At 69.8% G+C, this 14,271-nt stretch carries 15 protein-coding genes; 10 read left to right on the top strand and 5 right to left on the bottom strand.

What is annotated here, in order from left to right:
* Window positions 1–118 precede the first annotated feature (118 nt).
* The 3 genes from OH768_RS52055 to OH768_RS52045 all read left to right on the top strand — a co-directional run bounded on the left by OH768_RS52055 (window position 119) and on the right by OH768_RS52045 (window position 2,257).
* Window positions 119–1,168 (top strand): ArsR/SmtB family transcription factor, encoded by a 1,050-nt coding sequence (locus OH768_RS52055; RefSeq protein WP_406464556.1) that lies wholly within the window; start codon window positions 119–121, stop codon window positions 1,166–1,168.
* Between the two features lie 212 nt (window positions 1,169–1,380).
* A complete protein-coding gene (locus OH768_RS52050; protein WP_406464554.1) occupies window positions 1,381–1,560 on the top strand; it encodes a hypothetical protein in 180 nt (59 codons plus the stop codon).
* Between the two features lie 181 nt (window positions 1,561–1,741).
* Window positions 1,742–2,257 (top strand): hypothetical protein, encoded by a 516-nt coding sequence (locus OH768_RS52045; RefSeq protein ID WP_406464552.1) that lies wholly within the window; start codon window positions 1,742–1,744, stop codon window positions 2,255–2,257.
* Window positions 2,258–2,364: 107 nt separating this feature from the next.
* Here the strand turns inward: OH768_RS52045 and OH768_RS52040 are convergent, their stop codons facing one another.
* The 4 genes from OH768_RS52040 to OH768_RS52025 form a co-directional block, all read right to left on the bottom strand.
* Entirely contained in the window at window positions 2,365–2,640 is a 276-nt protein-coding gene (locus OH768_RS52040; RefSeq protein ID WP_406464551.1) for a hypothetical protein, read from the bottom strand.
* On the bottom strand, window positions 2,637–3,470 hold the full coding sequence (locus OH768_RS52035) for an HD domain-containing protein (protein WP_406464549.1): 834 nt from the start codon (window positions 3,468–3,470) through the stop codon (window positions 2,637–2,639). Before OH768_RS52035 ends, OH768_RS52040 begins: the two co-directional genes overlap by 4 nt.
* Window positions 3,467–3,814, bottom strand: a complete 348-nt coding sequence (locus tag OH768_RS52030; protein ID WP_406464547.1) for a PadR family transcriptional regulator — start codon at window positions 3,812–3,814, stop codon at window positions 3,467–3,469. The genes OH768_RS52035 and OH768_RS52030 overlap by 4 nt, the downstream gene beginning before the upstream one ends.
* 483 nt (window positions 3,815–4,297) lie before the next feature.
* Window positions 4,298–4,666, bottom strand: coding sequence for an amphi-Trp domain-containing protein (locus OH768_RS52025; protein WP_406464545.1), 369 nt, complete (start codon window positions 4,664–4,666; stop codon window positions 4,298–4,300).
* A gap of 233 nt (window positions 4,667–4,899) precedes the next feature.
* Here OH768_RS52025 and OH768_RS52020 point away from each other — a divergent pair, with 233 nt between their 5' ends.
* The gene (locus tag OH768_RS52020) at window positions 4,900–5,226 is read left to right on the top strand and encodes a carboxymuconolactone decarboxylase family protein (protein ID WP_359611152.1); all 327 of its coding nucleotides are present in this window, start codon (window positions 4,900–4,902) and stop codon (window positions 5,224–5,226) included.
* 147 nt (window positions 5,227–5,373) lie between these two features.
* Here OH768_RS52020 and OH768_RS52015 read toward each other — a convergent pair whose 3' ends face one another.
* A complete protein-coding gene (locus tag OH768_RS52015) occupies window positions 5,374–5,883 on the bottom strand; it encodes a hypothetical protein (protein WP_406464544.1) in 510 nt (169 codons plus the stop codon).
* 679 nt (window positions 5,884–6,562) lie between these two features.
* Here OH768_RS52015 and OH768_RS52010 point away from each other — a divergent pair.
* The 6 genes from OH768_RS52010 (at window position 6,563) to OH768_RS51985 (ending at window position 14,269) form a co-directional block, all read left to right on the top strand.
* The gene (locus OH768_RS52010; protein WP_406464542.1) at window positions 6,563–7,594 is read left to right on the top strand and encodes a hypothetical protein; all 1,032 of its coding nucleotides are present in this window, start codon (window positions 6,563–6,565) and stop codon (window positions 7,592–7,594) included.
* 60 nt (window positions 7,595–7,654) lie between these two features.
* Window positions 7,655–8,923 (top strand): FAD-dependent oxidoreductase, encoded by a 1,269-nt coding sequence (locus OH768_RS52005; RefSeq protein ID WP_406464540.1) that lies wholly within the window; start codon window positions 7,655–7,657, stop codon window positions 8,921–8,923.
* A 118-nt stretch (window positions 8,924–9,041) separates the two neighbouring features.
* Complete coding sequence (locus OH768_RS52000; RefSeq protein WP_406464539.1) at window positions 9,042–10,442, top strand: MFS transporter; 1,401 nt, start codon at window positions 9,042–9,044, stop codon at window positions 10,440–10,442.
* Between the two features lie 46 nt (window positions 10,443–10,488).
* Window positions 10,489–11,337, top strand: coding sequence for an FAD binding domain-containing protein (locus OH768_RS51995; protein ID WP_406464537.1), 849 nt, complete (start codon window positions 10,489–10,491; stop codon window positions 11,335–11,337).
* A complete protein-coding gene (locus OH768_RS51990; protein WP_406464535.1) occupies window positions 11,334–13,727 on the top strand; it encodes a xanthine dehydrogenase family protein molybdopterin-binding subunit in 2,394 nt (797 codons plus the stop codon). The genes OH768_RS51995 and OH768_RS51990 overlap by 4 nt, the downstream gene beginning before the upstream one ends.
* Window positions 13,724–14,269 (top strand): (2Fe-2S)-binding protein, encoded by a 546-nt coding sequence (locus tag OH768_RS51985; RefSeq protein WP_406464533.1) that lies wholly within the window; start codon window positions 13,724–13,726, stop codon window positions 14,267–14,269. The genes OH768_RS51990 and OH768_RS51985 overlap by 4 nt, the downstream gene beginning before the upstream one ends.
* The last annotated feature ends 2 nt before the right edge of the window (window positions 14,270–14,271 follow it).

Raw genomic sequence — 14,271 nt, 5'->3', positions numbered from 1 at the left:
CGAACGTCGGATTCGGCCACGGCGCCTTCTTGGCCTGGCGGAACCTTGGCAGGGTCTCGTCAACGGCGACACACTCTTGCGCCTGAGCGCAAATGTGGAGCTCTCCGGGGGGAATCGCGTGCTCCGTATTCACTTCACCGAGGTCGACCTCGCCCGTGTCCGCGTCGCCGCGGAGCCCGACCAGATGTGGGAAGTGCTCTCGACACTCCACCGGCTGCAGTCGCGCGGCGGCCGGTGGCAGTTCGCGGCCTGGCACCGGACGGTCCGGGCCGACCTGGACGCGGCCGGGCTTGCCCGGCCCGTGCGCACGGTGCTCTTCCCGCTGTACGCCCTCGGGCCGTACCTGCCCGACTTCCTGACGCCGCCGGAGTCCGAGGACGGGATCAGCGCGGCCCTCGACGGCATCCTCCGTATGCCCGGACGGGACGTGCGCGCCGAGTTACGGCTCCTGGACCAGGTTTCTCCGGTGCCGTCCTGGGCGCTGCGGCTGGATCAGGGGGCCGAGCGCCGGGAGTTGACCGAGCTGATCCGCCGGTACCACGAGGTGGCCGTCGCGCCGTTCACGGAACACGTGGCCGGCGGGATCGTCGCGCACCGCGCCCTGCTTGCCCGCGCGCTGCTGGCCGGGGGCGTCGAGGAGCTCCTGTCGAGCCTGGGGCCCCGGTTCCGCTGGCGCCCGCCGGTCCTCGAGGTGGACTACCGGACGGACCGCGATCTCCATCTGCGCGGACGCGGGATGAGGATCGTGCCGACGTACTTCTCGTGGGGAACGCCGGTCGCCCTGGCCGACGACGGCCTGCCGCCCGTGCTCTCGTACCCGCTCAACCACCCTGCGGTGCCCGAGGGAGCACTCCCCGCGGAACACGTGCCGCTGGGCGCACTGCTCGGGGGCACGCGGGCGCGGGTCCTGCGATGCGTCGCAGACGGGCTGACCACGGGAGAACTCGCCCGGGTCGTGGGCATCTCGCAGTCCGCCGCCAGCCGGCACGCCTCGGTGCTGCGTGACGCCGGGCTGACGACCAGCCGGCAGATCGGTCCGACGGTCCTGCACACGCTGACCCCGCTCGGGGCCGCGCTGCTCGGGCAGGCGCGGGGCGCGGGGCCCGAGAACCGTGATGCCTCTCGGGCCCTGCCCCGGCGTGAGAGGTATCGAGCCGTACGACCGTGACGGCCGCCGTGGGCTCACACCGGGCCGCCGAAGAGTGTTTCCGCTTCGGGGCAAGTGCCTTCTCCGCCCGGCTACGGGGGGACATAGGCAAGTTGAGTGGATGTTCGGGTCCGCGCCTGCGAGAGTGCGCGAGTGGTGCCTTCCGCTTTCGGCTGCTCGACGATCCCGTCCTGTGTCACTCCAGCGAGATCGCGGCCGCGATGATGCAGGCGATGGCCGCGATCCTGGCGTCTGCCGGATTCACTGTCGAGGACGCGAATGACGACTACCGTTCTCACCAGCTGCGGGTGACCGACGGGCCCGCCCAAGCGGTACCCATGGGGACCTTGCGTGACGAGGAAGTGACCATGCCCGGCTGGCAGGCGGCCGGCCCGGGCGACGGCACCGGCTGACTTGCGGCGTCCGGCGCACGCATCCCGAAGCTCTGCTGCCGCCATGTCTCCACACGTCCCGGCCCGCGTGCCGAGGGACCCCGGTTCCCCGTTCCCGGTGCCACACCGGTTTCACCACCTCCGGCACCCCTGAGAACGCCCTGAAACCGCGCTGAATGGCGAGGCAGTCACGCTGTGCGGCATGACGACGACGGCCCCGCCAGGGGCAGCGGCCAGGGAGGGGATCACCATGAACAGCCTGCGCCTGATCCGTAGGCACGCGGTGGCCTTCGGGCGCTTCGCCGGGCTGGGCAGTGTGCTCACCCTGGCGGCCTCAGCGGCTCTTGTCCTGCTCTCGCAGTGCATTCCGTGGACGGTGGCGAACGCGCTGACCACCGTCGTGTCCACCGTAGTTGCCACCGAGCTGCACGCCCGCGTCTCGTTCCGCCACGGACGGCCCGGTCTGGCCGGCCACTTGAAGAGCGCTGCCACCATGACCCTCGGCTGGCTGGTCACGTCCGCCGCGGTCGGCGCGCTGGCCGCGCTCCGCCCCGACGCCGGACTCGTCCTGCAGCAGACGGTGTACCTGTCCGCCACCGCGCTCGTCGGGATCGGCCGCTATGTCGTGCTGCGGCTGGCTGTGTTCGCCGAGGGCACTCCACGTTCCGGGACCGACAGCGACATCCGGTTGCGGGCCGCCTACGACGCGGCTGCGTAAGTGCTCGGCTGTGCGTCAGTGGGAACCCCATCGAGCGCTTCTCCCCCGCCGCCCGTACGACTGCCGCCGCGCTGTCCGTGCTCGCCTTGCTGCCCACCAGTTGGCCGTCACAGCCCGTCCCGGGTGACGGTGGGAGGCGCCGACCGGTGACTCGGTTCGGGTCCGGCGGCACCGGCCGTGGAGCCGTGCCAGGCCTGGAGCAGGCGGCCCAGGCGGCGGGCTGGTGTCTCGCTGGGGACGAAGAGCACTGCCGCCACCACTAAGAGGCCGCCTGCGGCGAGAGCTCCGGCGGCCCAGGCGGTCAGCCCTCCCTGCACCATGGCCATCGCGAATGCGGCCAGTGTCCCGAGGGCGGCCCCCCGCCGCGCCGCCCCGCTCGTCATCGCTGTTCCTGAGAGGCAGGACGGCGCAGCGTCATGGAGAGTCGGGGTGCGCCGAGCAGGACGTGGAGTGTGAAGCGGGTGCGGGCGCGGCGGGTGGTGAGGGCCGCCAGGTCGGCGCTCCATTCCTCTTGCCAGCGCGCTCGTTGCTGTGACGGCAGCAGCAGAGTGAGGACGGCCAGGAGTCGGCCGGTGACGGCGCAGGAAGACACTGCCAGTTGCAGGACTGCTGAGGCGAGATCCTGCAGTTCACGGCCGACCGTCTCCAGTCCCACTGCGGAAGCCGCGGGTGCAAAGACATCAAGGGTTTCACGCGCCTTGAGGAGCCGCCTGGCTGGGGCCACGAACGCGATGGTGCGCATGTTGTGGAGCCGGTCTGCGAGCCGGATGGCCAGTGCGGCCGCCTCCCATGACGGAGCGGCGGCGTCGGAGGCGAGCATGGCGCCTTCGTCGGTCTGCGGGTGCGCGGAGACCACGGCGGTGCGAACTGCCGCGATCAAGTCGGCGACCTCCTGGCCGAGTTGATCGGCGATTCGTTGCGGCGGGCAGGCGGTGTCCTCCACGTCGTGGAGCAGCGCCGCGCACACCACCGGCGGAGGCATGCGAAGCTCGGCGACGATGGCGGCGACGGCAAGGCAGTGGGTGATGTAGGGGTCACCGCTGCGGCGCCTCTGCCCCGTGTGCCAGATCGAAGCCTCGGCATAGGCGCGTTCCAGCAGACCGGCGCCGGAGTCCGGGTGGCGCGAGCGGACTGCGGCGATGACGCCCTCAAGGGTCGGCGTCAGGTCTGTCCGCGCGGTTGAGGACGGCGGAAACCGCCGCTGCCTCTTCATGACGCCCCTCCCCCAGTGGCCTGGTGGGCACTGACCCACCCCGGCAAGGGCTGCTTCCGGGACCGATAGGCGCGCGCCAGGGCCTCGCGGGCTGCTTCGGCACCGTCCTGCGTAATCCCGTAGAAGCGGCGGCGCGGGCGCCCCTCCGCCTCGTGCACAGCCGGGTCCTCCCAACTGCTCTCCAACCAGCCGACCTGTTCCAGCCGGGCCAGGATCGGATAGATCGTGCCCGACGGCAGTCCCGCCAGTTCGCACAGCTCAAGGCCGTACCGCTGCCTGGCAGGGTCCTCCAGCAAAGCCCGCAGCACCAGTTGAGTCTGCAAGGTCATACGCGGCGTACCCATACTCGTACTCTACATAGCCTATATACGGACTGTCCAGAGAAGGTGACCCCTTGCGATCCGCTCCCGGGGCTTCGTCCCCGTCCGTACCGGAGACCGCTTCGGACGCGGCCGGCTCACCAAACGCCCCAGCAACCAGGCCCTGTTCACGGCAGCATGACGGATCGTCACCGTGTGATCCAGCATCACCGAGAGGTTCTGATGCGGCTGTTGTCGAGTTCCCGGTTCCTGTCCCCCGACAGCCGACCATCCGCCTTGCCCGCCACCCCTGCCACTGGCAGAGTGGGCATCTTCCTCAACGCACTTGACGAGTACGGCCGTTCACGCGCCCGCGACTACTTCGCCGCCGCGTTCGGCCTGGCCCGCGCCATGGCCCGGGCGGATTCCATGCGGACGACGATGGACCACGGGAGATGGGCCTGCTCAGGAGGTTTTCCTTCCAGGCCGGCCCTTCGTCCGCTGCCGCGGGAGTCGGTGACGGATGCCTCAGTTCGCTTTCGACGCGGACCGCTTGGTGTTCTTGCTCCTGCTGGTGCGCGTGCTGCTTCGGCCGGGCTCGGCGGGCTCCTTCTTGGCCCCTCTGGCCTTCTTCGTGGCTGCGACCGTTCGCGACGGCGTCGTGCGGGGCGGCGTGGTCGGCCACTTGAACTCGATCTCCAGCTCGATCTCCCCATTACCGATCTCGACCTCTGTCTCGCTGCGCAGGTCGTCGGGGATCCGCAGGCTGAGCGTTCCGAGGCCGAGTTCCAGTTCGACATCCCCGCCTTCCCTCAGTACGGCTGCGAGTGCCGTGAGTTGGTCAGCAGCCTCAAAGCGCGACAGAGAGCGCTTCTGCTCGAACTTCAGGTCCTTCATGGGTGTCTCCCCTTCGGAAGAGAAGAGTCGATTACGCCCATTCTGAGGCCAAGCGCGAGATCGGACGTCCTCACGGCCGGACGCTCGGAGCTTCTCTCCGACGCGACGGACCATGCGCCCCCGCGCGCGAGGCCCGGAAGCGTTCTACCGTGGAGGGGATCCCTCGTTCGCGGAACTCGGTTCCTTCCGTCTGTTGTCTCTCGGGGTCGAATCTCACCAGGAGGTTATACGACATGTCCACTTCATCGGAAACACCTGTCCTTGACACCCTCGCCGCCATGACGGTCGACTCGATCGAGCGATGCGGGATGACCCCGGACCTGCTCATCCTCACGCGTATCGCCGCGCTTGCCGCCTCGGACGCCCCGCCGATCTCGTACGTGGCGCATATCGACCCCGCCCTCAAGACCGGCCTGACCGCCGACCAGTTGCAGGACGTCCTGGTCGCCATCGCGCCTATCGTGGGCACCGCCCGCGTCATGACCGCAGCCGGCAACATCGCCACGGCTCTCGGCGTCGCCATCGCCGTCGCAGACACCGAGATCGAGTCCCAGGGCTGAGAACCGGCTCCGCCCGGCATCGGTGATCAACGCCGTGGCTGGAACGGGCGGGCACCAGTTGGACAGATCTTCCATCTGGCACAGGCTCGACCAGGCACAGGCCAGACGTGCCCACCACCGACGACGGCTCACCAGCCACTCGGTCACCTAGATCGCGAAGTCACAGAAGTACCAGCGCCAGCTGTCTGCCGAGGTGACGGTCACCTCGGTGGTCAGTTGCCGGGTGTTGCCCGTCGTGACGGTCTTGACCGTGGCGTAGTGGGCGGCACCCTTCTTCCTGAACTGGAGCTTGACCTGCCGCCCGGGGAACCCGTGGTACTTGCGGTCCTCCCAGTTGGCCCGCGACAGCTTGCCCGTGACCGTCACCTTGGCGTTCTTGGCGACCTTCTCCGGTGCGATCACCGTGGTGAGCCGGGCGGCCCGCTTGACCTTGTACTCGGCGATGTGGTCGGAGATCCAGTAGTCGCCGTCGTTCGCCTTGACGATGGCGTCGACCTGCCAGACGCCCGCGACCTTGTCGGAGTCGATGTCGTCACTGTCGGCGATCCAGGCGGGGCCGATGGTCAGCGTGGCCCGGCACACCGAGGTCGTCGAGTCCTTCTTCGTGCAGGAGGAATCGTCGTTCCAGGTCGCGAAGGTGTTGGCGCTCGTTGCCACCACCGTTAACGGACAGTCTTCTTGTCGTGCGCACGCCAGGAGAGGCTAAGCGATCAGGCCCTTTCCCCGGTGTTCGGTTTCGAGGCCGCGTTCGCCCCAGTAGAACACCTTCCACTCGGGCAGCAGGTGCGACGACTCCAGCAGCTCCACGGCCTCCGCGGGCACCCCCTCACGCTCCGGCGCTCAGCACCGACTCAACGGGCACTCCCCGCAGGACATGCCCCCGAGGCATTCGCGAGAGAGACCTCGGAGCGAACCACCTCGGCCACGACTCCGGACAGGCCTCACAGACCCGACAGACCTGAGGCCGCCCCCACAGTTCACCCGCGGCGGCAAGCACCCCAGAGCGGTGCGTGTGCGAAGCCGAGGTCAGGTCGGAAGTTCGCGTCCGCTCTGACGGGCCGTCACGAAATAACCGTGTTAACTCGGCGCGCAACCCCTTGCCAAGCCGAGATAGTACGTGCTCGGATTATCTCTGTCGGGCGGCACCCCACCGCCCCGAATCCGCTGCTCAACCCATGACCGCGGGGTCGATCCACCCTGCCTCCGCTCTCCGTCTCCCTCCACTCTCCCCCTGTTCGCTCTCCCTCCCGTCGCCGTGCCCGGAGCGTGCCTGCGCCATGTCCGCAGGCCGCCGAAGAGCACTGTCGGCACCCCTCGGCGAAACCTGGAGAAGCCCGTGTTCGATCTTTCGTCCGTCGACCTGCTCGACGCCTTCACCCGCGAGCTGCGGCTGTGCAAGCTGCGCAGCGACGAGCATGTCGTGGTGCTGTCCGAGCCCGGCAGCCGCGGCGACTACGTCGCGGCCGCGTTCGGCGCCGCCAAGGCGTGCGGGGCGCATGTCATCTCCGCGACCGTGCCGGGCGGCAGCCCCGCGCCGATGCCCAGCACCCACACCGGCGCGGGCCCGGGACTGGTCTCCGTCCTCAACGACAGCACCGCGCAGGACCTGCTCAAGTCGGCCGACCTGGTCGTCGACCTGACCCGCGAGGGGTTCATCCACGCGCCGGTCCAGCAGGATATCCTGCGCGCCGGCACCCGCATCATCTTCGTCTGCGACGCCCCCGACGTGCTGATCCGCAACCTCCCCAAGGAGGGCGACAAGGCGGAGGTGCTGGAGGGCGTCGGCCTGCTGAGGCGGTCGTCCGTCATGCGGGTCACCTCGGACGCGGGAACCGATCTCACCGTCCAACTCGCCGGATCGAAGCCGGAGTTCCAGTGCGGCTTCGCCGACGATCCGGGCCGCTGGGACCACTGGCCGAGCACGATGGTGCTGTGCTGGCCGGAGATCTCCGACGGGCAGATCGTGCTCGCCGAGGGCGACATCCTGCTGCCCTTCAAGGAGTACGTCCGCTCCCCCGTCACCCTGCAGATCGCGGGCGGGCACATCGAGAAGGTGTCCGGCGGCGCCGAGGCCGAACTGCTGTCGACCTTCTTCGAGGACGCCCGGGACCAGTGGGCGCGCAGCCTCTCCCACATGGGCTGGGGCCTGATGCGTACCGCCGACTGGTTCGCCACGGCGATGTACGGCAAGGACGACCTGATGGGCATGGACGCCCGCGCCTTCGCCGGCAACTTCCTGTGGTCGACAGGGCCGCATCCGGTCCTGGGGCGTGAGTCGTACGCGCATCTCGACATCGCGATGCGCGGCTGCACCGTGACGGTCGACGACGTCGAGGTCGTCACCGAGGGGAAGCTCACCGACCGCTGACCGCGTCGGCCCTCTCCCACGAGCCGAACCACCCGTACCCGCACGCGAGTTGGAGGAAGTGTGGCGCCCAGCCAGTCGTACGAAGTCACCGTCGTCGGAGGAGGTCTCGGCGGGCTCACCACCGCGTTGGCACTGCGGCAGCGCGGTCTACGGGTCACCGTCCTGGAGCAGGCGTCCGAGCTCGGCGAGGCCGGCGCGGGCATCCAGACGGCGCCCAACGCGAGCCGGGTGCTGATGGGGCTCGGACTGCGGCGGCAGATGGAGGCCATCCACACCGAGCCGCTCGATCAGGTGCGACGGCGGTGGCAGGACGGCCGCATCGTCGGGCTGACCTCGCTGGGACAGCGCGTCAAGGACCAGTTCAACGCCCCCTACTGGCACTACCACCGGGCCGATCTCCATCGCATCCTGCTGGACGCCTGCGTCGACCCCGCCGGTCCCGGCCCCGTCGTCCAGGTGCACACCGGAAGCAAGGTCGTCGACCTGGACCGCACCGACCCCGAACGTCCCGTCGCGGTCACCGAGGACGGGCGTCGGCACGCCGGCGACGCGCTCATAGGCGCCGACGGCATCCGCTCGCGGACACGTGACCTGATGGGCGCCCCGGACACCCTGCTGTTCTCCGGCGAGATGGCCTACCGGGCGCTGATCCCAGGGGAGTTGATCGCCGCCGACCCGGCGACGCGCTGGCTCGTGGACCGGTTCCAGAGCACCATCTGGTACGGGCCCGACCGGCACCTCGTGCACTACATGATCCGTGGCGGCGAGTACCTCAACGTCGTGGCGTGCGTGCCCTGCACGGATGAGGTCGCCGCGAAGTGGAGTGTGTCCGCGACCGCGCAGGACCTCGTGGACGCGTTCCCCGGCTGGGACGACCGGGTGCCGGCCATGCTGTCCAAGGCGAAGGAGGACGTCTCCGCCTTCGCGCTCCACCACCGGCGCCGCGACCCGGTGTGGACCGACGGCCGGGTCGCCCTCCTCGGCGACGCCTGCCACGCGATGCTCCCCTACCAGGCACAGGGCGCCTCGCAGGCCATGGAGGACGCCGCCGTACTGGCCGAGGAACTCGGCGCGGTCACGGCAGCCGGCGTCGAGGGAGCGCTGCGCCGCTACGTCGACCGGCGTGCCAAACACGCCGGCATGGTGCAGGACGCCTCCCTGCGCAACCAGACCTTCTACCACCTGCCCGACGGCCCCGAACAGCGGGCCAGGGACGAGAAGTTGAGGAACTTCGACGGGGAGTCGGACCTGTCCTACGACTGGCTCTGGTCGGGCACCCCGCTCAACGACCCGGATCTCGGCGCGTTCTCCTACCAGTTCGCCCGCTGAACCCCCTCAGGACTGCCACCCCCTGCACGCACCATCCGGTCCGCACACCGGAGCCCCGCGAAAAAGCACGTCCGCAATCGTGCGGCACGTACCAGACACGCAACACCGTGGAGCGAACGTGAAAACAGGCGATCAGATCGTTCAGGAACTGCCCTGGAGATGGTCCGTCCAGGGAAAGATCTTCATCATCGGTGGCCTCGGCTACCTCTTCGACGCGTACGACATCGCCCTCAACGGCTTCCTGATGCCGCTCGTGGGCGAGCACTTCGGCCTCTCGCTGAGCGAACGCGGGTACGTCGCGACCGCCAACCTCGTCGGCATGGCCGTAGGTGCCATTGCCTGGGGCTCGGTCGCGGACCGGATCGGCCGGAAGAAGGCCTTCAGCGTCACGTTGCTGGTCTTCGCCCTGTTCTCCGTCCTCGGCGCGCTCTCACCCACGTACCCGGTCTTCCTCGCGCTGCGCTTCCTCGCGGGCATCGGCCTCGGCGGCTGCATCCCCGTGGACTACGCGCTGGTGAGCGAGTTCTCGCCGCGCAAGTACCGGGGCCGGGTGCTGACCGGGCTCGATGTGTGGTGGCCGGTGGGCGTCACGCTGTGCGGGTTCGTGTCGACGGCGCTGCTGTCGGTCGACGGCAGCTGGCGGTGGATGCTGTCGACGATGGTGCTGCCCGCGCTGCTGCTGTTCTGGGCGCGCCGAGGAATCCCGGAGTCGCCCGTCTACCTGGCGAAGAAGGGCCGCGAGACGGAGGCCAGGCAGGTCATCGACGACCTGGTCGCCCGTACCGGCGCTCCGGCCGTGCTGTACACGATCCCGGAGCCCGTCGCCGAGACCGGTCCGCGCGGAGTGGCCGCCGCGGTCGAACAGCTGCGCCGCGTATGGAAGTTCAGCCCGCGCATCACCTCCGCGGCCTGGGCGCTGTTCGCCACCATCATGCTGGTCTACTACGCGGCCCTGAGCTGGATGCCGACGATCCTCAAGGACGAGGGTCTCGGTGACACGGCGGCATTCATGAAGACCACCTTGATGAGTGGTGTCGGCATCATCGGGGTGCTGGTGTCCACGGCGCTCGTCGACATCGTCGGCCGCAAGTGGCTGATCGGGGTCTCGGCGCCGATCGCGTCCGCCGCGCTGGTCGTGTTCGCGCTGGTGATGAAGATGCCGACCGGGTCCGTCGTGGCGATCGCCGTCTTCGGCTTCCTGATCCAGCTCACGGTTCCCGTCCTGTACGCCTACGCGTCGGAGCTGTACCCCACCGAGCTCCGGGCCAGCGGCTTCGGCTGGGCCTCCTCGGTCAGCCGGGCGCTCACCGGATTCGCCCCGCTGCTGTTCGGTTCGCTCATGTGGCCCGCGCTGGGGCTGGCGACGACCTTCGCGGTCCTGGGGGTCGCGGTGCTGCTGGCCGTCGTGTGGATGGCGTTCGCGGCGCCGGAGACCAAGGGCCGGGTCCTGGACGCCGACGAGGAGGAGAGGCCGACGGCCCGCGCACCTCTGGACATCGCCGAGCAGGCGGCGCTCTGAGTCAACCCCGGCCCTCCCGGGCCGCCCAGCCACCATACGGAGGACCATGAAGCCCGCCCCCTTCCAGTACCACCGGGCCCGCGACGTCGACGGTGCCGCGCGGCTGCTGGCCGAGCTCGGCGACGACGCCAAGGTCATCGCCGGCGGACAGAGTCTCGTCGCGATGATGAACTACCGGCTGGCCCGGCCGGGGCACCTTGTCGACATAGCCGGCCTGCGGGAACTGGACCGGATGCACCGGGACGCCGACGGCGCACTGCGCATCGGGGCGCTCACCACCCACCACACGGTGGAGAGAGACCCGGCCGGGGTGCTGGAGGCGGGCTTCGAGGTCCTGAACAGGGCCATGACCTGGATCGGGCACCTCCCGATCCGTACCCGGGGCACGGTCGGCGGCAGCATGGCGCACGGCGACGCCACGGCCGAGTGGTGCCTGCTCGCGACGACACTCGGCGCGCAGTTCGTGGCACGCGGGCCGCGGGGAGAGCGCACGATCGCGGCCCGGGACTTCTTTCTCGGCTACTACACGACGGCCCTCGACCCGGACGAGATCCTCGTCGAGATCGTCTTCCCCCGTCCCGCGCCACACGCCGCGCTCACCGAATTCGCCGAGCGGCGCGGGGACTTCGCCCTGGTGGCCGCCGCCGTCGACCTCGATGTGGAGGGCGGCGAGGTGCGCTCCGGGCGGGTCGCGCTGGGCGGGGTGGCATCCGCGGCGGTCCGGGTGCCGGAGGCGGAGGCCGTGCTGGCGGACGGCGGTTCGTTCGAGGCCTGTGCGTCGGCCGCGGCGCAGGCCGTGGAGCCGCCCGCGGACGCGTCCGGCAGCACGCACTACCGCAGGCAACTCGTCCGCACCCTGGTCCGCCGCGCCTGCGAGGAGGCCGTGTCCTCATGAGCGATGTCTCCATGAGCGATGTCCCCATGAACGAACGGAAGTTGGTCGGCAGGGCCGTTCGCCGCCGCGAGGATCCCCGACTGCTCGCCGGGCGCGGCCGGTTCGTCGACGACATCGCACTTCCCGGCATGCTGCACGCCCAGTTCGTGCGCAGCACCGTCGCCCACGCGGAACTGGCCTCGGTGGATGTGTCGGCGGTCCTCGACATCCCGGGCGTCGTCGCCGCGTTCACGGCCGAGGACCTGGAGCTGGGCGACATCGTCGCTCAACTGGGGCGCCCGCTCTCGGAGTTCGTCCCGACCGCGATGCCGGTCCTGGCCCGCGACAAGGTCCGCTACGTCGGTGAGCCGATCGCGATCGTCGTGGCCCGGGACGCGTACGCGGCGGAGGACGGCCTGGAGGCAGCGAAGGTCTCGTACGTCACGCTGCCCCCGGTCATGTCCGAGGAGGCGGCGTTCGCCGACGGTGCCCCGCTCGTCCACACCGAGGCCGCGCACAACACCCTCGTGGACGTCTCGCTCTTCGCGACGGACGGTATCGACCGGATCTTCGCCTCCGCGCCCTGTGTCGTCGAGGTCGACACCAGGACCGGACGGCAGAACGCGCTGCCGCTGGAGACCCGGGGCGCCGTGGCCCACTGGGACGACCGCGAGGAACAGCTCGTCCTGCACACCTGCACCCAGATCCCGCACCAGGTACGGACGGTGGCGTCCCGCTGTCTGCGCCTGGACGAGCGCGCCGTGCGGGTCGTGGTCCCCGACATGGGCGGCGGGTTCGGCCAGAAGTGCGTGGTCGGCCGCGAGGAGATCGCCGCGTCCGCTGCCGCGCTGCGCCTGCGCCGGCCGGTGAAGTGGATCGAGGACCGCAAGGACGCCCTGACCGCTTCCTTCCTCGCCCGCGAACAGCACTACCGGGCCCGCGCGGCCTTCGATGCCGACGGCAGGATCCTCGCGCTCGACACGGACGTGGTCTGCGACATGGGCGCCTACTCCTGCTACCCCTTCACGGCGGGCATCGAGCCGCTGATGGCGTCCGCCGAGATGCCCGGCGTCTACAGGGTGCCCGCCTACCGGGTGCGGGGCCGTGCGGTCACCACCAACAAGGCGCCCACCGGGCCGTATCGCGGGGTGAGCCGGCCGCAGTACGTCATGGTCATGGAGCGGCTCTTCGAGCGCGCCGCCCGTGAACTGGCCCTGGATCCGGTCGAGATCCGCCGCCGCAACGTCATCACCGACTTCCCGTACACGGGCGTCAACAACATCACCTACGACCCGGGCTCCTACCTGGAGTCGCTCAACCTCTGCGAGCTGCTCGTGCGCGAGGAGGGCTGGTACGAGAAGCAGGCAGCGGCGGCGGCCGAGGGCCGGCACCTGGGCATCGGCTACGCGTGCTTCAGCGAGCGCACCGGCTACGGCTCGGCGGCCTTCGCACAGCGCAAGATGAAGGTGGTGCCCGGTTTCGACATCTCCGAAGTACGGATGGACACCAGCGGCACGGTCACCTTCACCACCGGCACCATGAACCACGGACAGAGCCACGAGACGACGATGGCACAGATCGTCGCCGACGAACTCGCCCTGGACATCGCCAAGGTGCGGCTCCATCAGGGCGACACCGACCGCATCACCTACGGCTTCGGCACCTTCGCCAGCCGTTCCATCACCATCGGCGGCAGCGCCGTACGCCTGGCCGCCGCGAAACTCGGCGACAAACTGCGCGCGATCGCCGCCGCCCGCTGGGGAGCTGCCCCGGACGAGGTGGAGCTGGCGGACGGTGCGGCCCGCCGCCGCAACGCCCAAGACGTCCTCCGCTACGAGGAGATCGCCGACATCGCCTATCTCCAGGCGCACTTGCTGCCCAAGGACATCGAACCGGGCCTGTCGGTCACCGCCACCTTCGACGTCTTCAACGACGGCACGTTCTCCAACGCCACCCACGGCTGCGTCGTCGAACTCCACGCGGACACAGGGCAGGTGGAGATCCTGCGGTACGTGTGTGTCGAGGACTGCGGGGTCGCCATCAATCCGCAGGTCGTGGAGGGGCAGTGCCGTGGCGGCATCGCGCAGGGCATCGCGGGCGCGCTGTTCGAGCAGGTGACGTACGACGCCCAGGGCGAACCGTCGGCGACCGGCTTCATGGACTACAAGGTGCCCACCGCGCAGGAGATCCCGGACGTGCTGATCCACCACCTGGAGACACCCTGCGCGTTCACCGAGACCGGCGCGAAGGGGGCCGGCGAGGGCGGCACGATCGGGGCACCCGCCGCCGTCCTCAACGCCGTCAACGACGCGCTGCGCCCGACCGGCGTCGAACTCGACCACACACCGATCACCCCCGAGACCGTGCACCGCGCCCTGAACGGCGCTCCGAGCCTGGAGTTGTCCTCATGAACACCGACCCCGTGGTGACACATCCGCCACTCCAGCTCATGGCCCTCGACGTCAACGGCGAGCAGCACGAAGTGATCACCGAGCCCCGTCGCACCCTCGTGGACGTACTCCGGCACGACCTGCGGCTCACCGGTACGCATGTCGGCTGCGAGCACGGCATCTGCGGCGCCTGCACGGTTCTGGTCGACGAACGGCCCGTCCGCGCCTGCCTGATGTTCGCGGCGCAGGCCGAAGGGGCCCGGATCCGCACGGTCGAGTCGCTGTCGGACGGTGACAGCGGGTTGAACGATCTGCAACGGGCGTTCACCGAGCACCACGCGTTGCAGTGCGGATTCTGTACGCCCGGGTTCCTGATGCTCGCCGAAGGGTTCCTCGGCGAGCGGCCGGAGGCGAGCAAGGATGAGATCCGCGAGGTGGTCGCCTCGAACCTGTGCCGGTGCACCGGCTACCAGACCATCGTCGAGGCGATCGACGCCTGCGCGACGGCCCGGCGCGGGGCCTGCGCCACCCCCTGTGACATGTCTGCCGACGAGGAGCACTGACC

This window comes from Streptomyces sp. NBC_01622, assembly GCF_045209635.1.
Lineage (GTDB): Bacteria > Actinomycetota > Actinomycetes > Streptomycetales > Streptomycetaceae > Streptomyces.
The sequence above is the reverse complement of the archived record's forward strand: the minus strand, read 5'-3'. Positions and strand labels throughout refer to the sequence as shown.